Raw genomic sequence first — 22,337 nt, forward strand, 5'->3', positions numbered from 1 at the left:
AGCAAGTGACTAGGGTATAACCCGAAGATTAAAAGGGAGGTAGGCCCCTTGCTAGATGTGAACAATTTTGAGTATATGAACATCGGTCTCGCATCACCTGATAAAATCCGTTCTTGGTCTTTTGGTGAAGTGAAAAAGCCTGAAACGATTAACTATCGTACACTGAAACCTGAAAAAGATGGTCTCTTTTGTGAACGTATCTTCGGACCGCAAAAAGACTGGGAATGTCATTGTGGAAAGTATAAACGTGTTCGTTATAAGGGTGTTGTATGTGACCGTTGTGGTGTAGAAGTAACACGGGCAAAAGTCCGTCGTGAGAGAATGGGGCATATCGAACTGGCTGCCCCAGTTTCCCACATTTGGTATTTCAAAGGTATCCCAAGCCGTATGGGTCTTGTTCTTGATATGTCACCACGTGCGTTAGAAGAAGTGATTTACTTCGCTTCTTACGTTGTAACAGATCCGGGCAACACACCGCTTGAGAAGAAACAACTTCTTTCTGAGAAGGAATTCCGTGCTTATTTAGATAAATACGGTAATACGTTCCAAGCAGCTATGGGTGCAGAAGCAATCAATAAACTTCTTCAAGATATCGATCTTGTAAAAGAAGTAGATACACTGAAAGAAGAGCTGAAAACTGCTCAAGGACAGCGTCGTACACGTGCGATTAAACGTCTTGAAGTGCTAGAAGCCTTCCGTAACTCAGGAAACAAACCATCATGGATGATTCTTGATGTACTTCCGGTTATTCCGCCAGAATTACGTCCAATGGTCCAGCTTGATGGTGGACGTTTTGCTACTTCTGACTTAAACGACCTTTATCGTCGTGTTATCAACCGTAACAATCGTCTGAAACGTTTATTAGATCTTGGTGCGCCAAGCATCATCGTTCAGAACGAAAAGCGTATGCTTCAAGAAGCTGTCGATGCCTTGATTGATAATGGACGTAGAGGCCGACCAGTAACAGGACCAGGAAATAGACCATTGAAATCTCTTTCTCATATGCTGAAAGGGAAACAAGGACGTTTCCGTCAAAACTTGCTTGGTAAACGTGTTGACTATTCTGGACGTTCCGTTATCGTCGTAGGACCACATTTGAAAATGTATCAGTGTGGACTTCCGAAAGAAATGGCTCTTGAATTATTCAAACCATTCGTGATGAAGGAGCTTGTTGAAAAAGGTTTAGCTCACAACATCAAGAGTGCGAAGCGTAAAATTGAGCGCGTGCAGCCGGAAGTATGGGATGTTTTAGAATCAGTTATTCGTGAGCACCCAGTCTTACTAAACCGTGCACCGACTCTTCACAGACTTGGTATTCAAGCGTTTGAACCTACACTTGTGGAAGGACGCGCAATTCGTCTGCATCCACTTGTATGTACAGCCTACAACGCTGACTTTGACGGTGACCAAATGGCGGTTCACGTACCATTATCTGCTGAGGCTCAAGCTGAAGCTCGTATCTTAATGCTTGCTGCTCAAAACATTTTGAACCCGAAAGATGGAAAACCTGTTGTTACTCCATCTCAGGATATGGTGCTTGGTAACTACTACCTTACACTTGAGCGTAAAGGTGCTATCGGAGAAGGTATGGTCTTCAAAGATACTGACGAAGCCCTTCTAGCTTATCAAAATGGGTATGTGCATCTTCATACACGTGTAGCTGTTGCAGCTAGCTCGTTGAAGAATGTGACATTCACTGATGAACAGCGTTCTAAATTGTTGATTACAACAGTCGGAAAACTGATCTTTAACGAAATCTTACCGGAATCATTCCCTTACATGAATGAGCCGACAAAGAGCAATATTGAAGAAAAAACGCCTGACCGCTTCTTCCTTGAAAAAGGTGAGGATGTCAAAGCTGCGATCGAGAAACAAGAAATCAATGCGCCGTTCAAAAAAGGTATTTTAGGTAAAATCATTGCGGAAATCTTTAAGAGATTCCATATCACTGAGACATCTAAAATGCTTGATCGCATGAAAAATCTTGGTTTCAAATACTCTACTAAAGCGGGTATTACGGTTGGTGTGTCTGACATCGTCGTATTAGATGATAAGCAGAAGATCCTCGAAGAAGCACAAGCAAAAGTAGATAACGTCTTGAAGCAATTCAGACGTGGTTTGATTACTGAAGAAGAGCGTTACGAGAGAGTCATTTCGATCTGGAGTTCTTCTAAAGATGTCATCCAAGGTAAACTGATGAAGTCCCTTGATGAAGTCAACCCAATCTACATGATGAGTGACTCTGGAGCGCGTGGTAACGCATCTAACTTCACTCAGCTGGCTGGTATGCGTGGTCTGATGGCCAACCCGGCTGGACGTATCATTGAACTTCCGATTAAATCTAGTTTCCGTGAAGGTTTAACCGTATTGGAATACTTTATTTCCACTCACGGAGCGCGTAAAGGTCTTGCCGATACAGCCCTTAAAACAGCTGACTCAGGTTACCTCACGCGTCGTCTCGTCGATGTTGCACAGGATGTTATCATCCGTGAAACAGATTGCGGTACAGACCGTGGTATCTTGGCGAAGTCCATTAGAGAAGGAAATGAAATTATTGAGAAGCTTGAAGAACGTCTGATCGGACGTTTTGCAAGAAAACCAATTGTTCATCCTGAAACGGGCGAAGTCATTGTGGACGAAAACGAACTAATTGATGAAGATAAAGCACTTGAAGTAGTTGAAGCAGGAATTGAGGAAGTATGGATCCGTTCTGCATTTACATGTAACACGCCTCATGGTGTATGTAAACGATGCTACGGCCGTAACCTTGCAACTGGTACTGACGTTGAAGTCGGTGAAGCAGTTGGAATCATCGCTGCTCAATCAATCGGTGAGCCAGGAACACAGCTTACAATGCGTACGTTCCACACCGGTGGGGTAGCAGGAGACGATATCACACAAGGTTTACCTCGTATCCAAGAGCTATTTGAAGCTCGTAATCCGAAAGGGCAAGCGACCATTTCTGAAATTGATGGTGTCGTTGCTGAAATTAACGATGTTCGTGACAAGCAGCAGGAAATTGTGGTTCAAGGCGACGTTGAAACTCGTTCTTACACAGCTCCTTACAATGCGCGTCTGAAAGTTGTTGAAGGTGACAAAGTCACTCGTGGTCAAGTACTGACAGAAGGTTCGATCGATCCGAAAGAACTTCTTAAAGTGACTGACATGACAGCTGTTCAAGAATATCTGCTTCATGAAGTACAAAAAGTATACCGTATGCAAGGGGTAGAAATCGGAGATAAGCACGTTGAGGTAATGGTTCGCCAAATGCTTCGTAAAGTGCGTGTCGCTGATGCAGGGGATACAGATGTATTACCAGGCACACTTCTTGATGTACATCAATTCACTGAAGCGAACAAAAAAGTACTATTCGAAGGCAAACGTCCTGCAACAGGCCGTCCAGTTCTTCTTGGTATTACAAAAGCATCGCTTGAAACAGACTCATTCTTGTCTGCGGCATCCTTCCAAGAAACGACTCGTGTCCTAACAGATGCGGCGATCAAAGGAAAACGTGATGAACTGCTTGGCTTGAAAGAGAATGTTATCATCGGTAAACTTGTTCCAGCTGGAACAGGAATGCCAAACTACCGTAAAGTTAAGCCGGTTTCACAAGTGCAGCCGTCTGACGATATGGTTCCTGTAGAGTAATCTTTCTCGTGAGATTCCTATAAAATCATCAAAAAATGGTGAAGGATGTCAAGATAATCTGTCATATGATATTGACATCCTTCTGCCATGATGATAATATAACCAAGGTGCTCAAAATAAAACCTGTTACTTTGGAGGATATTCGATGTCTTATGATAAAGTATCACAGGCTCAATCCATTATTATTGGTACGAAGCAAACAGTAAAAGCTCTGAAACGAGATTCAGTAAAGGAAATCGTCGTAGCGAAAGATGCTGATCCTGCTTTAACAGCTAGTGTAATAAAACTAGCGCAAGAGAAGGGTGTAGACATTTTAGTGGTAGATTCCATGAAAAAGCTCGGCAAAGCCTGCGGAATTGAAGTTGGGGCAGCAGCTGTTGCCATTATGTTATAGCGTACTTGTTTTGTTTTTGCATGTGTAAATGCAAAAGCATTGTTTTTTGCCTTTTGATGAACCACCTGGGTATGTGGGTTATAAAAAAAAGCAACGAAGGGAGGAATAACAACATGCCTACAATTAATCAGCTAATACGCAAAGGACGCGTGAGTAAAGTTGAAAACTCAAAGTCTCCTGCACTTAACAAAGGATACAACAGTTTCAAAAAAGAGCACACTAACGTAACATCTCCACAGAAGCGCGGGGTTTGTACTCGTGTCGGTACAATGACACCGAAAAAACCAAACTCAGCACTACGTAAATATGCTCGTGTACGTTTGTCTAACCTGATTGAGGTAACAGCTTACATTCCTGGTATCGGACATAATCTACAAGAGCACAGTGTAGTACTTATCCGTGGCGGACGTGTAAAAGACTTACCGGGTGTACGTTACCACATCGTTCGTGGTGCGCTTGATACTGCCGGAGTTGACGGTCGTATGCAAGGACGTTCTAAATACGGAACAAAACGCCCTAAACAAAGCAAATAATACAAACAAACATAAGGGTTTTTAGAAGTTGATATCAGATCAGTGGAGTCAGGCAACTGACAATGATATTGAGATGAGAGACAGATAGAAATCCTTTTAAATGAGAAGGGAGGCTATCAGATGCCACGTAAAGGTCCTGTAGCAAAAAGAGACGTATTGCCAGATCCAATTTACAATTCTAAACTTGTATCTCGTTTGATCAACAAAATGATGATCGACGGTAAAAGAGGAAAGTCACAAACAATTCTCTACAAGTCATTTGATATCATCAAAGAACGTACTGGTAATGAAGCGATGGAGGTTTTCGAACAAGCCTTGAAAAACATCATGCCAGTTCTTGAAGTTAAAGCACGTCGTGTAGGTGGAGCCAACTACCAAGTTCCTGTAGAAGTTCGCCCAGACCGTCGTACTACTTTAGGTCTTCGCTGGTTAGTAAACTACGCTCGTCTTCGTGGAGAAAAAACGATGGAAGAGCGTCTTGCTAACGAAATCCTTGACGCAGCTAACAACACTGGTGCTGCTGTTAAGAAACGTGAAGATACACACAAAATGGCAGAAGCGAACAAAGCATTCGCTCACTACCGCTGGTAGGATTTATACCAAACTAAAAAAACTATTCCCTAATAAGGAAGGAGAAATTACCCAATGGCAAGAGAGTTCTCCTTAGACAAAACTCGTAATATTGGTATCATGGCTCACATTGATGCCGGTAAAACGACAACGACTGAGCGTATCTTATACTACACTGGTCGTATCCATAAAATTGGCGAAACTCACGAAGGAGCTTCCCAAATGGACTGGATGGAGCAGGAGCAAGAACGTGGTATTACAATCACTTCTGCTGCTACTACAGCACAATGGAAAGGTTACCGTGTAAACATCATCGATACACCAGGACACGTAGACTTCACTGTTGAAGTTGAACGTTCTTTACGTGTACTTGATGGTGCGGTTGCTGTTCTTGATGCACAATCAGGTGTAGAGCCACAAACTGAAACAGTTTGGCGCCAAGCAACAACTTACGGAGTACCTCGTATCGTATTCGTTAACAAAATGGATAAAACCGGTGCGGACTTCCTTTACTCTGTAAGCACATTAAGAGATCGTCTTCAAGCGAACGCTCATGCAATTCAATTGCCGATCGGCGCTGAAGATCAATTCGAAGGAATCATCGACCTTGTAGATAACGTAGCATACTTCTACGAAGATGACCTTGGAACTCGCTCTGATGCACAAGAAATCCCTGCTGAGTATAAAGACAAAGCTGAAGAGCTTCGCAACAGCCTAATTGAAGCTGTCGCTGAGCTTGACGAAGAGCTTATGGAAAAATACCTTGAGGGTGAAGAAATTACAATTCCTGAATTGAAAGCTGCAATCCGTAAAGGAACGTTGAATGTTGAATTCTATCCAGTTCTTGTTGGATCTGCTTTCAAAAACAAAGGTGTTCAGCTTGTACTTGACGCTGTGCTTGATTACCTTCCTGCACCAACTGATGTTGCTGCAATCAAAGGTACCTTGCCAGATTCAAATGAAGAGGTTGTACGTGAGTCTACTGATGACGCACCATTCGCAGCCCTTGCTTTTAAAGTAATGACTGACCCTTATGTTGGGAAACTAACTTTCTTCCGTGTATACTCTGGAACACTTGATTCTGGTTCTTACGTGAAGAACTCTTCTAAGAACAAGCGTGAACGTGTTGGACGTATCCTTCAAATGCACGCAAACAGCCGTGAAGAAATCTCTACTGTATATGCAGGGGATATCGCAGCAGCTGTAGGTCTTAAAGATACATCAACTGGTGACACTCTTTGTGACGAGAAAAGTCTTGTTATCCTTGAGTCTATGGAATTCCCAGAGCCAGTTATCGATGTAGCAATCGAGCCTAAGTCTAAGGCTGACCAAGATAAAATGGGTATCGCTTTAGCTAAACTAGCTGAAGAGGATCCAACATTCCGTACACAAACAAACACTGAAACTGGTCAAACGATCATCTCTGGTATGGGTGAGCTTCACCTTGATATCATTGTTGACCGTATGAAGCGTGAGTTCAAGGTTGAAGCTAACGTAGGAGCTCCTCAAGTTGCGTACCGTGAAACATTCCGTTCTGGTGCAAAAGTTGAAGGTAAATTCGTACGTCAGTCTGGTGGACGCGGTCAGTTCGGACACGTTTGGATCGAATTCGAACCAAACGAAGAAGGCGCAGGCTTCGAATTCCAAAATGCAATCGTCGGTGGGGTTGTTCCTCGTGAATACATTCCAGCTATTCAAGCAGGTCTTGAAGATTCACTTGAAAATGGTGTATTAGCTGGATTCCCATTAATCGACATCAAAGCAAAATTATTTGATGGATCTTACCACGATGTTGACTCTAACGAAATGGCGTTTAAAATTGCTGCATCTATGGCATTGAAAAATGCTGTCAGCAAATGTAACCCAGTTCTACTTGAGCCAATGATGAAAGTGGAAGTCGTTATCCCTGAAGAATACATGGGAGACATCATGGGTGATATCACATCTCGTCGTGGACGTGTAGAAGGTATGGAAGCTCGCGGTAACGCTCAAGTTGTTCGCGCGATGGTTCCACTTTCTGAAATGTTCGGATATGCAACTGCACTCCGTTCTAATACACAAGGACGCGGTACTTTCACTATGCACATGGATCACTACGAAGAAGTGCCTAAGAGCATCAGTGAAGAAATCATCAAAAAAAATAAAGGTGAATAATTGATTTTGCCTTTAAACTAAAGTATAACTACTATTGAAGATCAGAAAGTGAGAGGTAACTCTTCACTTTCTATCACTCTATACCAAATACAATGAACCTTTAAGGAGGATTTTTAGAATGGCTAAAGAAAAATTCGACCGTTCCAAATCGCATGCTAACATTGGTACAATTGGACACGTTGACCATGGTAAAACAACTCTAACTGCTGCTATCTCAACAGTTCTTCATAAGAAATCTGGTAAAGGTACGGCTATGGCTTATGACCAAATCGATGGTGCTCCAGAAGAGCGCGAGCGTGGAATCACAATCTCAACAGCACACGTTGAGTATGAAACTGAAACTCGTCACTATGCACACGTAGACTGCCCAGGACACGCTGACTATGTTAAAAACATGATCACTGGTGCTGCTCAAATGGACGGCGCGATCTTAGTAGTATCTGCTGCTGATGGTCCAATGCCACAAACACGTGAGCACATCCTACTTTCTCGTAACGTAGGTGTACCATACATCGTAGTATTCCTTAACAAATGTGACATGGTTGACGATGAAGAGTTACTTGAACTTGTTGAAATGGAAGTTCGTGACCTTCTTTCTGACTATGACTTCCCTGGTGACGATGTACCTGTTATCAAAGGTTCTGCTCTTAAAGCTCTTGAAGGTGATGCTGATTACGAAGCAAAAATCTTTGAACTTATGGATGCGGTTGATGAGTACATCCCAACTCCAGAGCGTGACACTGAGAAGCCATTCATGATGCCGGTTGAGGACGTATTCTCAATCACTGGTCGTGGAACAGTTGCTACTGGTCGTGTTGAGCGTGGACAAGTTAAAGTCGGTGACGAAGTTGAAATCATCGGTCTTCAAGAAGAAAACGGTAAAACAACTGTTACAGGTGTTGAAATGTTCCGTAAGCTTCTTGACTATGCTGAAGCTGGTGACAACATCGGTGCACTACTTCGTGGTGTATCTCGTGAAGATATCCAACGTGGTCAAGTACTTGCTAAACCAGGTACAATCACTCCACATAGCCGTTTCAAAGCTGAAGTTTATGTACTTTCTAAAGAAGAGGGTGGACGTCATACTCCATTCTTCGCTAACTACCGTCCGCAGTTCTACTTCCGTACAACTGACGTAACTGGTATCGTACATCTTCCAGAAGGTACTGAAATGGTAATGCCTGGCGATAACACTGAGATGGAAGTTGAACTTATCTCTACTATCGCTATCGAAGAAGGAACTCGTTTCTCTATCCGTGAGGGTGGACGTACTGTAGGTTCTGGCGTCGTTTCAACTATCATTAAGTAATAAAACATATAAAAGAGACTCCTTGCAAAAGGGTCTCTTTTTTTGCTTTTCCAGATCAGAACGGCTACTATAAGCTATAGAATCTAATTGGAACCGAGAGGATCACTGGAATGGCGAAGATATATTTGAAGAAATGGTTAATCGGCGGGGTTGACCAATGGATTATGATCAAAGAAGATCACACAAATGAAGCGAAGCCTGTTCTTTTATTTTTACACGGTGGGCCCGGCTCCGCTCAAATCAGCTATATCGACTCGTTTCATGAGGAACTTAATCAAGATTTTACAGTAGTTCATTGGGATCAGCGAGGCGCGGGACTTTCCTATCAAAAGAATCTCCCCGATACTTCCATGACCATTCAGCAATTTATTGAAGATACGATTGAACTGACAGAGAAAGTCCTTTCATATCTAGGTCAATCAAAATTGTACATCGCAGGATATTCATGGGGATCACTAATCGCCATACAAGCAGTACATAAGCGTCCAGATCTATATCATGCTTATTATGGAATTAGTCAGGTAGTAGATGTATTAAAAGAAGATATTGTGTCGTACGAGCTCCTTTTGGAGAAATACCATCGGAATCGGTTGTTTACTTGGTGCCTGCGATTACTGACGCCTCCTCCGTGGAAACGAATATCAGCTCATGCACTGTTCTCTCTCTATAAAGAGCTCGGAAGCGTAGGTCTCACACATAGGTGGAGGCCGCTTATTCAAATGCTGCGCGGATTTCTTTTTAGTAAGGAATATCAGCTGAAAGATAAGTGGAAGTTCCTTAAAGGACAGAAGTTTAGTCAGGACATGCTATGGGATGAATTGATGAATGAGAGCATTGAATACCGAGTTTCTACTATATTAATACCTTGCTACTTTATCATTGGTGCATATGACATGATTACACCAGCTGCTGTATCAAAACCATATGTTGATCAATTAACAGCACCAATCAAAGAATGGTTCACCTTTAAAGAATCTGCACATTCCCCGCATCTAGAAGAACCAGAAGAATTTATCCGTACCATAAAAAAGACTGCTGTACATCATCTTCAGGGAAAGCTTGATTTATAGGCTGAACCCCTGTATAATATGAAAAGTGTGCAAATCATAAATTTATCCGATTTATTATTGCAACACGCAGGCCAATTTGGTACAATAGTGCATGTTGGTCTTTGACTGCGATGAAGTGAGAGGTTGCTGACACACCCGGCCGCTTTGCCATGGCAAGGTGATCAGGTTTTTCTCACGGAGAACTGTCTAACGTAAGTAGGCGAAAAGGAGGGAAAATAATGGCAAAACAAAAAATTCGTATTCGTTTAAAAGCATATGATCATAGAATTCTTGATCAATCTGCTGAGAAGATTGTTGAAACGGCTAAGCGTTCTGGTGCTAGTGTATCTGGTCCAATCCCGCTTCCAACTGAAAAATCAGTTTACACAATCCTTCGTGCGGTGCATAAGTACAAAGATTCTCGTGAGCAATTTGAGATGCGTACTCACAAACGTCTAATCGACATCGTGAATCCAACTCCACAAACAGTTGATGCACTTATGCGTTTAGATTTACCATCTGGTGTAGATATCGAAATCAAACTTTAATTCAAATAGAATACACATATTATAGGAGGTGTGACTAATGACCAAAGGAATCTTAGGTAGAAAAATTGGTATGACGCAAGTATTCGCAGAAAACGGTGATCTTATCCCTGTAACTGTTGTTGAGGCTGCTGCTAACGTTGTTCTTCAAAAGAAGACTACTGACACGGATGGCTATGAAGCAATCCAAATCGGTTTTGATGACAAACGTGAAAAGCTTTCTAACAAACCAGAGAAGGGCCACGTTGCTAAAGCGGAAACTGCTCCTAAGCGCTTCGTAAAAGAATTACGCGGTGCGGAGTTAGATGCGTATGAAGTTGGTCAGGAAGTCAAAGTTGATATTTTCGCAAATGGAGATATCGTAGATGTAACAGGAACATCAAAAGGTAAAGGATTCCAAGGGGCTATCAAGCGCCACGGACAATCACGCGGACCAATGACTCACGGTTCACGTTACCACCGTCGTCCTGGTTCAATGGGACCTGTTGATCCAAACCGAGTATTCAAAGGTAAACTTCTTCCAGGTCGTATGGGCGGAGAGCAAATCACTGTCCAAAACCTTGAGATCGTTAAAGTTGATGCAGAACGCAATCTACTATTGATCAAAGGAAATGTACCAGGAGCTAAAAAATCTCTAGTAACTGTAAAGAGTGCAGTTAAATCTAAATAACTCTCTTAGGAAAGGAGGAAACAAGTCATGCCAAAAGTAGCATTATTTAACCAAAACGGTTCTACTAACGGTGAAATCGAATTAAACGCTTCTGTGTTTGGAATCGAGCCAAACGAAAGCGTAGTATTCGATGCTATTCTTATGCAAAGAGCTTCCTTACGTCAAGGAACTCATAAAGTAAAAACTCGTTCTGAAGTACGTGGCGGAGGTCGTAAGCCTTGGAGACAGAAGGGTACAGGTCGTGCTCGTCAAGGTTCTATTCGTTCACCACAATGGCGCGGAGGCGGTATCGTATTCGGTCCAACACCACGCAGTTATTCATATAAATTACCTAAAAAAGTTCGCCGCTTGGCTATCAAGTCAGTATTGTCTTCTAAAGTAATCGACAACAACATGATCGTTCTTGAAGATTTGACTCTTGATGCAGTGAAAACGAAAGAATTCGCAGGCATCCTTAAAGGATTATCTGTTGAGAAGAAAGCGTTGATCGTCACTGCGGATGCAAACGAAACAGTTGCTTTATCTGCTCGTAACATCCCTGGAGTAACAGTTGTTGAAGCTAACGGTATCAACGTTCTTGACGTTGTCAACCACGACAAACTTCTGATCACTAAAGCAGCGGTTGAAAAAGTAGAGGAGGGACTTGCATAATGAAAGATCCTCGTGATGTTCTAAAGCGCCCTATCATTACTGAACGTTCTGCTGATCTAATGACAGAGAAGAAGTACACGTTCGAAGTTGATGTCAGAGCTAACAAAACAGAAGTGAAAGACGCTGTTGAAGAAATCTTTGGAGTGAAAGTTGAGAAAGTCAACGTTCAAAACTACAAAGGAAAATCTAAACGCGTTGGACGCTACACTGGTATGACTAGCCGTCGCAGAAAAGCGATCGTGAAATTAACTGCTGACAGCAAAGAAATCGAAATTTTTGAAGCGTAAATCTTAAAAAGAAGGAGGGAAATTCAAAATGGCGATTAAAAAGTATAAACCAACCAGTAATGGTCGTCGTGGCATGACTACTTCAGATTTTGCTGAAATCACGACTGACAAACCAGAAAAATCGTTGCTTGCACCGCTTCACAGAAAAGGCGGACGTAACAACCAAGGTAGATTGACTGTTCGTCATCAAGGTGGCGGTCATAAACGTCAATACCGTATCATCGACTTTAAGCGTGATAAAGACGGTATACCTGGACGCGTTGCTACAATCGAGTATGATCCAAACCGTTCAGCGAACATCGCTCTTGTAAACTATGCAGATGGTGAGAAACGTTACATTCTTGCTCCGAAAGGAATCCAAGTTGGTACTGAAGTTACTTCTGGACCAGAAGCTGACATCAAACCAGGTAATGCTCTTCCACTTATCAACATCCCAGTTGGTACAGTTGTGCATAACATTGAATTAAAACCAGGTAAAGGTGGACAATTAGTTCGTTCTGCTGGTACTTCTGCTCAAGTTCTTGGTAAAGAAGGTAAATACGTTCTTGTACGTTTGAACTCAGGAGAAGTTCGCATGATTCTTTCTGCTTGCCGTGCGACTATCGGTCAAGTTGGAAACGAGCAACACGAATTAATTAACATCGGTAAAGCTGGACGTTCTCGCTGGAAAGGCGTACGCCCAACAGTTCGTGGTTCTGTAATGAACCCTAACGATCACCCACACGGTGGTGGTGAAGGACGCGCTCCAATCGGACGTAAATCACCAATGTCTCCATGGGGTAAACCGACTCTTGGATTCAAGACTCGTAAGAAAACCAACAAGTCTGATAAATTCATTGTACGTCGTCGTAAAAACAAGTAACGGGGTTGTCTACGGTTCATTTAGGACCGTAGTTCAATCACGAAGGGAGGTTCCACAATGGCTCGCAGCTTAAAAAAAGGACCATTTGTTGATGATCATTTGATGGCTAAAGTCGAGAAATTGAATGAAACTGACAAAAAGCAAGTCGTAAAAACTTGGTCTCGTCGTTCTACAATTTTCCCACAATTCATCGGTCACACAATCGCTGTCTATGACGGACGCAAACATGTACCTGTTTTCATTTCTGAAGATATGGTAGGTCACAAATTGGGCGAATTCGCACCAAGCCGTACTTACAAAGGTCATGCTAGTGACGATAAAAAAACAAGACGCTAATGAGAGGAGGCTTTTAAATGCAAGCTAAAGCTGTCGCAAGAACAGTCCGTATTGCTCCTCGTAAAGCACGTCTAGTAATGGACCTGATCCGAGGTAAGCAAGTAGGAGAAGCAGTTTCTATCTTAAACCTTACACCTAAGGCTGCTTCACCAATTATTGAAAAAGTATTAAAATCTGCTATCGCAAACGCTGAGCACAACTACGAGTTGGACGCTAACAGCCTAGTGATTACTCAAGCATTCGTTGACGAAGGTCCAACACTTAAGAGATTCCGTCCACGTGCTATGGGTCGTGCGAGCGCAATTAACAAACGTACTAGCCACATTACAATCGTTGTATCAGAAAAGAAGGAGGGATAATCCGTGGGTCAAAAGGTAAATCCAGTAGGTCTTCGTATTGGCGTCATTCGTGATTGGGAATCTAAATGGTTCGCAGGAAAAGATTACGCTGACTTCTTACATGAAGACTTGAAAATCCGTGAATTCATCAGCAAGCGTTTGTCTGACGCGTCTGTTTCTAAAGTAGAAATCGAACGTGCTGCAAACCGCGTAAATATCACAATCCACACGGCTAAACCAGGTATGGTAATTGGTAAAGGCGGATCTGAAGTTGAAGCACTTCGTAAAGCTCTTAACAGCCTAACTGGCAAACGTGTACACATCAACATTCTTGAAATCAAGAGAGCAGATCTTGATGCTCAGCTAGTTGCTGAAAACATCGCTCGTCAACTTGAAAATCGTATTTCATTCCGTCGTGCACAAAAACAAACAATCCAACGCACAATGCGTGCTGGAGCACAAGGAATCAAAACAATGGTTTCTGGTCGTCTTGGCGGTGCAGATATTGCTCGTTCTGAATATTACAGTGAAGGTACTGTTCCGTTGCACACACTTCGTGCTGACATCGACTATGCTACTGCTGAAGCTGACACTACTTATGGTAAGCTTGGCGTAAAAGTATGGATCTATCGTGGAGAAGTCCTTCCAACTAAGAAGAATACTGCGGAAGGAGGAAAATAATATGTTATTGCCAAAACGCGTGAAGTATCGCAGAGAACATCGTGGGAAAATGCGTGGTCGTGCAAAAGGTGGCACTGAAGTACATTTCGGTGAGTACGGTATCCAAGCTCTTGAAGCTTCTTGGATCACGAACCGTCAAATCGAAGCTGCTCGTATTGCTATGACTCGTTACATGAAACGTGGCGGTAAAGTTTGGATTAAAATTTTCCCTTCTAAGCCATACACAGCTAAACCTCTAGAAGTCCGCATGGGTTCCGGTAAAGGTGCTCCAGAAGGATGGGTAGCTGTAGTAAAACCGGGCAAAGTTTTATTTGAAATTTCTGGTGTGTCTGAAGAAGTTGCTCGTGAAGCTCTTCGTCTTGCATCTCACAAATTGCCAATTAAAACGAAGTTCGTAAAACGTGAAGAAATTGGTGGTGAATCAAATGAAAGCTAATGAAATTCGTGACCTTACCACTGCTGAAATTGAACAAAAAGTAAAGTCTCTTAAAGAAGAACTTTTCAATCTTCGTTTCCAATTAGCGACTGGGCAGCTTGAAAACACTGCTCGCATTCGTGAAGTGCGTAAATCAATCGCACGCATGAAAACTGTGATTCGTCAAAGAGAAATCGCTGCTAATAAATAATAATTAGAGGGGAGGCCCCGCAAACATGAGCGAACGTAACCAACGTAAAGTGTATCAAGGTCGTGTTGTTTCTGACAAAATGGATAAAACCATCACTGTTGTAGTTGAAACATACAAAAAGCATTCACTTTATGGCAAACGTGTAAGATACTCTAAGAAGTTCAAAGCACATGATGAAAACAACCAAGCAAAAATCGGAGACATCGTAAAGGTCATGGAAACTCGTCCTTTATCTGCGACTAAACGCTTTCGTCTAGTTGAAGTTGTCGAAGAAGCCGTTATTATCTAATAAAGTTCGGATTTCTTTTTCCGAAAGGAGGTAACATTAATGATTCAACAGGAGACTCGTTTAAAAGTAGCTGACAACTCTGGCGCACGCGAAGTACTAACGATTAAAGTTCTTGGTGGCTCTGGACGTAAGACGGCTAACATCGGTGATGTCATTGTTTGTACGGTTAAACAAGCAACACCAGGAGGCGTTGTCAAAAAAGGTGAAGTTGTGAAAGCAGTTATCGTTCGTACAAAGAGCGGAGCTCGCAGAAACGATGGATCTTACATCAGTTTCGATGAAAATGCATGTGTCATTATCCGTGACGACAAGAGCCCGCGTGGAACTCGTATCTTCGGACCAGTAGCACGTGAACTTCGTGAAAACAACTATATGAAAATTGTTTCTCTAGCACCAGAAGTACTTTAATGAATACAATCCGCGACTCAAGGAGGTGCGATTAAATGCATGTTAAAAAGGGCGATAAAGTAGTGGTTATCTCTGGTAAAGATAAAGGTAAACAAGGAGTCATCCTTGCTGCTTTCCCTAAGAATGACCGTGTTTTAGTAGAAGGTATTAACCTTGTGAAAAAACACTCTAAACCAACCCAAGCTAACCCTCAGGGCGGAATTTCTGAACAAGAAGCGCCGATCCACGTATCAAACGTAATGCCGCTTGATCCTAAAACGGGTGAAGTGACACGTGTTGGGTATAAAGTTGAGGACGGAAAGAAAGTCCGTGTAGCGAAAAAATCTGGGCAAGTTCTAGATAAATAGTAAATAAGGAAGGGAGGTCTTTCTCATGAACCGCCTTAAAGAAAAGTATGTAAAAGAAATTACACCTGCATTAGTTTCTAAGTTTGAATACAAATCAGTAATGCAAGTGCCAAAAATCGAAAAAATCGTGATCAACATGGGTGTTGGTGACGCTGTTCAAAACGCTAAAGCAATCGATACTGCTGTTGAAGAATTAACGTTTATCGCTGGTCAAAAACCTGTCGTTACTCGTGCGAAGAAGTCTATTGCTGGATTCCGTCTACGTGAAGGAATGCCAATCGGTGCGAAAGTAACACTTCGCGGAGAGCGCATGTACGATTTCCTTGATAAACTTATTTCTGTATCTTTACCACGTGTACGTGACTTCCGCGGGATTTCTAAGAAATCTTTCGACGGTCGTGGAAACTACACGCTTGGTATTAAAGAACAGTTAATCTTCCCAGAAATTGATTACGATAAAGTAACAAAAGTCCGCGGTATGGATATCGTTATCGTTACGACTGCCAATACGGACGAAGAAGCACGTGAGTTATTAACTCAAGTAGGTATGCCGTTCCAGAAATAATCAATGAAAGGGAGGCGAAATCGTGGCTAAAAAGTCTATGATTGCGAAACAACAACGCAAACAAAAGTTTAAAGTTCAAGAGTATACGCGCTGCGAACGTTGTGGACGTCCACATTCAGTAATTCGCAAGTTTAAACTTTGCCGTATTTGTTTCCGCGAACTTGCATATAAAGGACAAATTCCTGGCGTTAAAAAAGCCAGCTGGTAATCCCCATAAATGGGAAGGAGGTTATTAAATAATGGTTATGACAGATCCGATTGCAGATTTGCTGACTCGTATTCGCAATGCGAACATGGTACGTCATGAGAAGCTAGAAGTACCGGCTTCAAAAATCAAAAGAGAAATTGCTGAAATCTTAAAGCGTGAAGGTTTTATCCGTGACGTTGAATATGTTGAAGACAGCAAACAAGGAATTATCCGTATGTTCCTTAAATATGGCCAAAACAACGAGCGTGTTATCACTGGTCTAAAAAGAATCAGTAAACCTGGTTTACGTGTATATGCGAAATCAAATGAAGTACCACGTGTACTTAACGGACTTGGAATCGCAATTATTTCTACATCACAAGGTGTTTTATCGGACAAAGAAGCCCGTGCTAAACAAGCTGGTGGAGAAGTACTTGCTTACGTATGGTAAAAAAAGTTTAAGATGAATGGAGGTGCTTGGTATGTCTCGTATAGGTAAAAAACTAATCGAGATCCCTTCAGGAGTTACTGTGACAAACAACGATAACACAGTGACAGTAAAGGGACCAAAAGGTGAACTAACTCGTACATTTCACCCTGATATGGAAATTAAAATTGAGGACAGCGTCTTAACTGTAAGCCGCCCGTCTGAACATAAAGAACACCGTGCATTACATGGTACAACACGTAGCTTGATTGCAAACATGGTTGAAGGTGTATCTAAAGGTTTCGAAAGAGGTTTAGAACTTATCGGTGTCGGTTACCGTGCAGCTAAATCTGGAAACAAACTTGTTCTTAACGTTGGATACTCTCATCCAGTTGAAATCGTTCCTGAGGCTGGAGTTGAAATCGAAGTTCCATCTCAAACGAAAGTAGTCATTAAAGGTATCGATAAAGAGCGTGTGGGAGCTCTAGCTTCTAACATCCGCGCTGTCCGTTCTCCAGAGCCTTACAAAGGTAAAGGAATTCGTTACGAAGGTGAATTCGTTCGCCGTAAAGAAGGAAAAACTGGTAAGTAAGATCGCTTAATGTGAAGAAAGGAGTGACTCGGATGATTACGAAAACTAGCAAAAACGCTACTCGTCTTAAAAGACACGCTCGTGTTCGTGCGAAACTTTCAGGTACTGCTGAAAGACCTCGCCTTAACGTTTTCCGTTCTAACAAGAACATCTACGCTCAAGTAATTGATGATGTTAACGGTGTAACACTTGTAAGTGCTTCTACTCTTGATAAAGAGTTAAAGATCGAGAATAGTTCTGACGCTGCAGCTGCTACTAAAGTTGGCGAACTTGTTGCAAAACGTGCTGTTGAAAAAGGAATCTCTAACGTGGTATTTGACCGCGGAGGATACTTATATCATGGACGTGTAAAAGCTCTAGCTGAAGCTGCTCGTGAGGCTGGACTTAAATTTTAATAAAAGAAGGAGGGACACATCCGAATGAGTCGTATTGACCAAAGCAAATTAGAGTTAGAAGAACGCTTAGTTACGGTTAACCGCGTAGCGAAAGTTGTTAAAGGTGGACGTCGTTTCCGTTTTGCAGCTTTAGTTGTTGTCGGTGACAAAAACGGTCATGTAGGATTCGGTACTGGTAAAGCACAAGAAGTACCAGAAGCGATCCGCAAAGCTGTTGAAGATGCGAAAAAGAATTTAATTGAAGTACCAATGGTTGGAACTACAATTCCACATGAAATCATCGGTCGATTCGGTGCAGGAAACGTTCTATTGAAGCCTGCTTCAGAAGGTACAGGAGTTATCGCTGGAGGCCCAGTGCGTGCGGTTCTTGAGCTTGCTGGTCTAGCTGATATCCTTTCTAAATCTCTAGGTTCTAATACACCGATCAACATGATCCGCGCAACACTTCAGGGTTTAAGTGAACTTAAACGTGCTGAAGACGTTGCGAAGCTTCGTGGAAAATCTGTAGAAGACCTGTTAGGATAAGGAGGGAACATTAATGGCAAATAAATTAGAAATTACCCTCAAACGCAGTGTAATCGGTCGCCCAGAAGATCAGCGTGTCACTGTTCGTACTCTTGGTCTTAAGAAAACAAACCAAACAGTCGTACATGAAGACAATGCAGCGATCCGCGGCATGATTAACAAGGTGTCTCATTTAGTTTCTGTTAAAGAACAATAAAACATTTTTAATCGATAAGGAGGTGCCCAAATGAAACTTCATGAATTGAAGCCTTCAGAAGGTTCACGTAAAGTACGCAACCGTGTTGGTCGTGGTATTGGATCAGGTAACGGTAAAACTTCTGGTAAAGGTCATAAAGGTCAAAACGCTCGTTCTGGCGGCGGTGTACGCCCTGGTTTCGAAGGTGGTCAGATGCCTTTATTCCAACGTCTTCCAAAACGTGGTTTTACAAACATCAACCGTAAAGATTACGCGGTTATCAACTTAGACAGATTAAACAGTTTTGACGAAGGAACGGAAGTAACTCCTGAACTTCTTCTAGAGACTGGTGCAATAAGCAAGTTAAAAGCAGGAGTAAAAATTCTTGGCAACGGTAAATTAGAAAAAAAATTAACTGTAAAAGCCAATAAATTCTCTGCTTCTGCGAAAGAAGCGATTGAAGCTGCTGGCGGTACAGCCGAGGTGATCTAACTTGTTTAAGACAATCTCCAATTTTATGCGCGTGAAAGATATACGGAATAAGATTATATTCACTCTTTTAATGTTAATCGTCTTTCGTATAGGTGCTTTCATCCCTGTGCCTAATGTGAACGCCGAAGTTCTCCAGGCACAGGATCAAATGAGTGTTTTCGGGATCCTCAACACGTTTGGGGGCGGGGCACTTTTCCAATTCTCCATTCTTGCAATGGGGATTATGCCGTATATCACTGCTTCGATCATCATTCAGCTCTTGCAGATGGATGTTGTTCCGAAGTTCACTGAGTGGTCAAAGCAAGGAGAGGTTGGCCGCCGAAAATTAGCACAATTCACAAGGTATTTTACAATTGTTCTAGGTTTTATCCAGGCGTTAGGAATGTCATATGGATTCAACAATATGGCAGGAGGCATGCTGATTGAAAACCCAGGTGTTTCAACGTACCTCTTAATTGCGGTCGTACTCACTGCGGGAACAGCATTTTTAATGTGGCTGGGAGAGCAGATTACTGCTCACGGTGTTGGTAACGGTATTTCGATTATTATCTTTGCCGGTATCATTGCAGGTATCCCTCAAACATTAAAACAAGTGTACGCTCAGCAGTTTGTAGGTGGAGATGGACAGCTGTTCATGCAAATCCTGAAAATTGCCCTTATTGTTATTGCTATCCTTGTCATTGTTATCGGTGTTATTTACATTCAAATGGCAGTGAGAAAGATTGCGATTCAATATTCAAAAGGAACTGGCCGTGCACAAATGTCTGCTAGTCAAGCAACGCACCTTCCATTGAAAGTGAATCCAGCAGGGGTGATTCCAGTCATCTTTGCCGTTTCTTTCATTATTACTCCGCAGACGGTTGCATCGTTCTTCGGAACCAATAATGTGACAACTTGGATAACCAACAACTTTGACTATACTAAGCCAATCGGTATGACGATTTATGTAGCACTGATTGTTGCTTTCACATATTTTTATGCCTTTGTCCAAGTGAATCCTGAACAAATGGCTGAAAATCTGCAAAAGCAGGGTGGCTATATCCCGGGAGTTCGTCCAGGGAAAATGACTCAAGATAGAATTACGAGCATTTTGTACCGACTCACGTTTGTGGGCGCCATTTTCTTAGCCGTGATTTCAATACTTCCTATCTTTTTCATTCAATTCGCTGGATTACCTTCCGCTGCACAAATTGGCGGCACAAGTCTTCTCATTGTTGTAGGTGTTGCACTTGAAACAATGAAACAGCTTGAAAGCCAATTAGTGAAACGAAACTACCGTGGATTTATGAAATAAAACAGAGGGCTGGGCTTCTGCCCAACCTCTCTAAGTAAGGAAGGGGAAATCCGAAATGAACTTAGTCTTAATGGGGCTTCCGGGTGCTGGTAAAGGCACTCAGGCAGAACGAATTGTTGATGATTATGGGATCCCTCATATCTCAACAGGAGATATGTTCCGCGCTGCTATGAAAGAGGAGACACAACTTGGGCTCGAAGCAAAATCCTTTATCGATAAAGGAGAGCTTGTTCCTGATGAGGTCACAATCGGTATTGTTAGAGAAAGACTTGGCAAAAATGATTGTGAACAAGGTTTTCTTCTGGACGGATTTCCGCGAACAGTCGCTCAGGCTGAAGCTTTAGAAAACATTCTAAAGGACCTTGGCAGAACGATTGATTATGTCATTAATATTAAAGTCGATAAAGATGCTTTGATGGAGCGTCTGACTGGCCGAAGAATTTGCAAAAATTGCGGAGCAACATATCATTTAGTATTCAATCCACCTGCGAAAGAAAATGTTTGCGATAAGTGTGGAGGCGAGCTTTATCAACGTGCAGATGATAATGCAGAAACCGTTTCGACTAGACTTGAAGTAAACTTAAAGCAGACTGAACCTTTACTGAACTTCTATTCAGAAAAAGGGTATCTTGCAAACATTGATGGTGCGAAGCACATTAACGATGTATATGCAGATATCAAGAACCTGCTTGGGGGATTAAATAAATGATTATCTGTAAAACTCCTCGCGAGCTTGAGATTATGAGAGAAGCTGGACGCATTGTCGCACTGACTCATGAAGAGCTGAAGAAACACATAAAACCAGGTATTTCGACAAAAGAATTGGATCAAATTGCCGAACGTTTTATTACAAAGCAGGGTGCAATCCCATCTTTTAAAGGGTATAATGGTTTTCGCGGGAGCATTTGCGTTTCGGTGAATGAAGAACTCGTTCACGGTATTCCTGGTAAACGGGTTTTACGTGATGGCGACATCATTAGTATCGATATTGGTGCAAAGTTAAATGGCTATCATGGTGACTCTGCTTGGACTTATCCAGTTGGGGTAATCAGTGATGAAGACCGCAAACTACTGGAAGTCACAGAGGAATCTCTATATAAAGGCTTACAGGAAGCAAAGCCAGGCGAACGTCTGTCGAACATTTCCCATGCCATACAAACGTATGTAGAAAACGAGAATTTCTCAGTTGTTAGAGAATATGTTGGACATGGGGTCGGACAGGATCTTCATGAGGACCCTCAAATTCCTCATTATGGTCCGCCCAACAAAGGCCCGCGGCTAAAACCTGGAATGGTGTTGGCCATCGAACCGATGGTGAACGCAGGCAGCCGATATGTGAAAACATTGGCTGATAACTGGACGGTTGTAACGGTTGATGGGAAAAAGTGTGCTCACTTTGAGCATACGATTGCGATTACAGATACAGGTTTTGATATACTGACTAAGATTTAGGTCTTCACTGAAGCCTTTCAGGCCCAAATCGGGCAGGTTGTCTGTATAGTCCAAAGGAAAGAACAAGATCAGTATACAGGTGTCATCGGCATGTTCGGTGGCTGCCATGTACTAATCGCAGACGGAGAAAAGCGTAAATTTCATTCTCCTAAGAAAAAATATCAATCATATAACCTTTTATGGTTGCGTATCTCCGGAAGTTCAGAACAGTATATTCAAAACAGGTCGGGTGATAGATGGACAATTGAGATGAACTCATTTGGACATTTGTCAGAGAGCAAGTTACTGATTTGAAGAAGGGAGAACACTTGAATGGCGAAAGACGATGTAATTGAAGTGGAAGGTACTGTAGCAGAAACTTTGCCAAATGCAATGTTCAAAGTTGAACTAGAGAATGGTCATACAGTTTTGGCTCATGTATCAGGAAAAATCCGTATGCACTTCATTCGCATTTTACCTGGAGACAAAGTTACGGTAGAATTATCTCCATATGACTTAACTCGTGGTAGAATTACGTACCGTTACAAATAAAGCAA

Annotated in this window: 32 protein-coding genes and 1 pseudogene; all 33 read left to right on the forward strand. The window is 42.2% G+C overall.

What is annotated here, in order from left to right:
- Positions 1 to 48: 48 nt before the first annotated feature.
- The 33 genes and pseudogenes from rpoC (at position 49) to infA (ending at position 22,332) form a co-directional block, all read left to right on the forward strand.
- A complete protein-coding gene (gene rpoC / locus MKZ03_RS00695; RefSeq protein WP_034665614.1) occupies positions 49 to 3,648 on the forward strand; it encodes a DNA-directed RNA polymerase subunit beta' in 3,600 nt (1,199 codons plus the stop codon).
- Positions 3,649 to 3,793: 145 nt separating this feature from the next.
- A complete protein-coding gene (locus tag MKZ03_RS00700; protein ID WP_034665612.1) occupies positions 3,794 to 4,042 on the forward strand; it encodes a 50S ribosomal protein L7ae-like protein in 249 nt (82 codons plus the stop codon).
- A 113-nt stretch (positions 4,043 to 4,155) separates the two neighbouring features.
- Positions 4,156 to 4,575: a 30S ribosomal protein S12 gene (gene rpsL, locus MKZ03_RS00705; RefSeq protein WP_003216962.1), complete on the forward strand. Its 420-nt coding sequence runs from the start codon at positions 4,156 to 4,158 to the stop codon at positions 4,573 to 4,575.
- 120 nt (positions 4,576 to 4,695) lie between these two features.
- A complete protein-coding gene (rpsG, locus tag MKZ03_RS00710; RefSeq protein ID WP_003216884.1) occupies positions 4,696 to 5,166 on the forward strand; it encodes a 30S ribosomal protein S7 in 471 nt (156 codons plus the stop codon).
- A gap of 54 nt (positions 5,167 to 5,220) precedes the next feature.
- Positions 5,221 to 7,299, forward strand: a complete 2,079-nt coding sequence (fusA, locus tag MKZ03_RS00715; RefSeq protein ID WP_106031908.1) for an elongation factor G — start codon at positions 5,221 to 5,223, stop codon at positions 7,297 to 7,299.
- Positions 7,300 to 7,417: 118 nt separating this feature from the next.
- Positions 7,418 to 8,608, forward strand: coding sequence for an elongation factor Tu (tuf, locus tag MKZ03_RS00720; RefSeq protein ID WP_034283892.1), 1,191 nt, complete (start codon positions 7,418 to 7,420; stop codon positions 8,606 to 8,608).
- A gap of 110 nt (positions 8,609 to 8,718) precedes the next feature.
- Complete coding sequence (locus MKZ03_RS00725; RefSeq protein ID WP_066031439.1) at positions 8,719 to 9,678, forward strand: alpha/beta fold hydrolase; 960 nt, start codon at positions 8,719 to 8,721, stop codon at positions 9,676 to 9,678.
- Positions 9,679 to 9,896: 218 nt separating this feature from the next.
- Positions 9,897 to 10,205, forward strand: coding sequence for a 30S ribosomal protein S10 (gene rpsJ / locus MKZ03_RS00730; RefSeq protein ID WP_003156464.1), 309 nt, complete (start codon positions 9,897 to 9,899; stop codon positions 10,203 to 10,205).
- A gap of 37 nt (positions 10,206 to 10,242) precedes the next feature.
- Positions 10,243 to 10,872 carry a 50S ribosomal protein L3 gene (gene rplC, locus MKZ03_RS00735; RefSeq protein ID WP_012008703.1) on the forward strand — a complete coding sequence of 210 codons (630 nt, stop codon included), beginning with the start codon at positions 10,243 to 10,245 and terminating at the stop codon, positions 10,870 to 10,872.
- 27 nt (positions 10,873 to 10,899) lie between these two features.
- Positions 10,900 to 11,523, forward strand: a complete 624-nt coding sequence (rplD, locus tag MKZ03_RS00740; protein WP_341030650.1) for a 50S ribosomal protein L4 — start codon at positions 10,900 to 10,902, stop codon at positions 11,521 to 11,523.
- Complete coding sequence (rplW, locus tag MKZ03_RS00745; RefSeq protein WP_003217016.1) at positions 11,523 to 11,810, forward strand: 50S ribosomal protein L23; 288 nt, start codon at positions 11,523 to 11,525, stop codon at positions 11,808 to 11,810. The genes rplD and rplW overlap by 1 nt, the downstream gene beginning before the upstream one ends.
- Before the next feature lie 28 nt (positions 11,811 to 11,838).
- Entirely contained in the window at positions 11,839 to 12,672 is an 834-nt protein-coding gene (gene rplB / locus MKZ03_RS00750) for a 50S ribosomal protein L2 (protein ID WP_007496314.1), read from the forward strand.
- A gap of 57 nt (positions 12,673 to 12,729) precedes the next feature.
- Complete coding sequence (rpsS, locus tag MKZ03_RS00755) at positions 12,730 to 13,008, forward strand: 30S ribosomal protein S19 (protein ID WP_003216920.1); 279 nt, start codon at positions 12,730 to 12,732, stop codon at positions 13,006 to 13,008.
- Between the two features lie 17 nt (positions 13,009 to 13,025).
- Positions 13,026 to 13,367 (forward strand): 50S ribosomal protein L22, encoded by a 342-nt coding sequence (gene rplV, locus MKZ03_RS00760; RefSeq protein WP_007496316.1) that lies wholly within the window; start codon positions 13,026 to 13,028, stop codon positions 13,365 to 13,367.
- 3 nt (positions 13,368 to 13,370) lie between these two features.
- A complete protein-coding gene (gene rpsC, locus MKZ03_RS00765) occupies positions 13,371 to 14,027 on the forward strand; it encodes a 30S ribosomal protein S3 (RefSeq protein WP_003217241.1) in 657 nt (218 codons plus the stop codon).
- Position 14,028: 1 nt separating this feature from the next.
- The gene (gene rplP / locus MKZ03_RS00770; protein WP_003156478.1) at positions 14,029 to 14,463 is read left to right on the forward strand and encodes a 50S ribosomal protein L16; all 435 of its coding nucleotides are present in this window, start codon (positions 14,029 to 14,031) and stop codon (positions 14,461 to 14,463) included.
- On the forward strand, positions 14,453 to 14,653 hold the full coding sequence (gene rpmC / locus MKZ03_RS00775; RefSeq protein WP_003217155.1) for a 50S ribosomal protein L29: 201 nt from the start codon (positions 14,453 to 14,455) through the stop codon (positions 14,651 to 14,653). Before rplP ends, rpmC begins: the two co-directional genes overlap by 11 nt.
- Positions 14,654 to 14,678: 25 nt before the next feature.
- On the forward strand, positions 14,679 to 14,942 hold the full coding sequence (rpsQ, locus tag MKZ03_RS00780; RefSeq protein ID WP_003216906.1) for a 30S ribosomal protein S17: 264 nt from the start codon (positions 14,679 to 14,681) through the stop codon (positions 14,940 to 14,942).
- 39 nt (positions 14,943 to 14,981) lie between these two features.
- Positions 14,982 to 15,350 (forward strand): 50S ribosomal protein L14, encoded by a 369-nt coding sequence (rplN, locus tag MKZ03_RS00785; protein WP_003216882.1) that lies wholly within the window; start codon positions 14,982 to 14,984, stop codon positions 15,348 to 15,350.
- 35 nt (positions 15,351 to 15,385) lie between these two features.
- Positions 15,386 to 15,697 carry a 50S ribosomal protein L24 gene (rplX, locus tag MKZ03_RS00790; protein ID WP_003217151.1) on the forward strand — a complete coding sequence of 104 codons (312 nt, stop codon included), beginning with the start codon at positions 15,386 to 15,388 and terminating at the stop codon, positions 15,695 to 15,697.
- A 25-nt stretch (positions 15,698 to 15,722) separates the two neighbouring features.
- Positions 15,723 to 16,262 carry a 50S ribosomal protein L5 gene (gene rplE / locus MKZ03_RS00795; RefSeq protein ID WP_003217159.1) on the forward strand — a complete coding sequence of 180 codons (540 nt, stop codon included), beginning with the start codon at positions 15,723 to 15,725 and terminating at the stop codon, positions 16,260 to 16,262.
- A gap of 22 nt (positions 16,263 to 16,284) precedes the next feature.
- Positions 16,285 to 16,470, forward strand: coding sequence for a 30S ribosomal protein S14 (rpsN, locus tag MKZ03_RS00800; RefSeq protein WP_008356542.1), 186 nt, complete (start codon positions 16,285 to 16,287; stop codon positions 16,468 to 16,470).
- A 31-nt stretch (positions 16,471 to 16,501) separates the two neighbouring features.
- On the forward strand, positions 16,502 to 16,900 hold the full coding sequence (rpsH, locus tag MKZ03_RS00805) for a 30S ribosomal protein S8 (protein ID WP_003217040.1): 399 nt from the start codon (positions 16,502 to 16,504) through the stop codon (positions 16,898 to 16,900).
- Between the two features lie 31 nt (positions 16,901 to 16,931).
- Positions 16,932 to 17,468 (forward strand): 50S ribosomal protein L6, encoded by a 537-nt coding sequence (rplF, locus tag MKZ03_RS00810; RefSeq protein ID WP_106031906.1) that lies wholly within the window; start codon positions 16,932 to 16,934, stop codon positions 17,466 to 17,468.
- Positions 17,469 to 17,500: 32 nt separating this feature from the next.
- Positions 17,501 to 17,863 carry a 50S ribosomal protein L18 gene (rplR, locus tag MKZ03_RS00815; protein ID WP_003216951.1) on the forward strand — a complete coding sequence of 121 codons (363 nt, stop codon included), beginning with the start codon at positions 17,501 to 17,503 and terminating at the stop codon, positions 17,861 to 17,863.
- Between the two features lie 24 nt (positions 17,864 to 17,887).
- Positions 17,888 to 18,388: a 30S ribosomal protein S5 gene (gene rpsE / locus MKZ03_RS00820; protein WP_003217179.1), complete on the forward strand. Its 501-nt coding sequence runs from the start codon at positions 17,888 to 17,890 to the stop codon at positions 18,386 to 18,388.
- Positions 18,389 to 18,401: 13 nt separating this feature from the next.
- Positions 18,402 to 18,584 (forward strand): 50S ribosomal protein L30, encoded by a 183-nt coding sequence (gene rpmD / locus MKZ03_RS00825; RefSeq protein ID WP_003217067.1) that lies wholly within the window; start codon positions 18,402 to 18,404, stop codon positions 18,582 to 18,584.
- Positions 18,585 to 18,614: 30 nt separating this feature from the next.
- Positions 18,615 to 19,055: a 50S ribosomal protein L15 gene (gene rplO / locus MKZ03_RS00830; RefSeq protein WP_003216888.1), complete on the forward strand. Its 441-nt coding sequence runs from the start codon at positions 18,615 to 18,617 to the stop codon at positions 19,053 to 19,055.
- Position 19,056: 1 nt separating this feature from the next.
- Entirely contained in the window at positions 19,057 to 20,349 is a 1,293-nt protein-coding gene (gene secY / locus MKZ03_RS00835; protein WP_012008710.1) for a preprotein translocase subunit SecY, read from the forward strand.
- 55 nt (positions 20,350 to 20,404) lie between these two features.
- The gene (locus MKZ03_RS00840) at positions 20,405 to 21,058 is read left to right on the forward strand and encodes an adenylate kinase (RefSeq protein WP_106043923.1); all 654 of its coding nucleotides are present in this window, start codon (positions 20,405 to 20,407) and stop codon (positions 21,056 to 21,058) included.
- On the forward strand, positions 21,055 to 21,801 hold the full coding sequence (gene map, locus MKZ03_RS00845; RefSeq protein WP_003217210.1) for a type I methionyl aminopeptidase: 747 nt from the start codon (positions 21,055 to 21,057) through the stop codon (positions 21,799 to 21,801). The genes MKZ03_RS00840 and map overlap by 4 nt, the downstream gene beginning before the upstream one ends.
- A 27-nt stretch (positions 21,802 to 21,828) precedes the next feature.
- Positions 21,829 to 22,136 (forward strand): annotated as a pseudogene (locus MKZ03_RS00850) (KOW domain-containing RNA-binding protein).
- Positions 22,114 to 22,332 carry a translation initiation factor IF-1 gene (gene infA, locus MKZ03_RS00855; protein ID WP_003217190.1) on the forward strand — a complete coding sequence of 73 codons (219 nt, stop codon included), beginning with the start codon at positions 22,114 to 22,116 and terminating at the stop codon, positions 22,330 to 22,332. Before MKZ03_RS00850 ends, infA begins: the two are co-directional and overlap by 23 nt.
- Positions 22,333 to 22,337 lie beyond the last annotated feature (5 nt).

The sequence above is a fragment of the Bacillus sp. FSL R5-0431 genome (genome assembly GCF_038002985.1).
In the GTDB taxonomy this organism is placed as follows: Bacteria; Bacillota; Bacilli; order Bacillales; family Bacillaceae; genus Bacillus.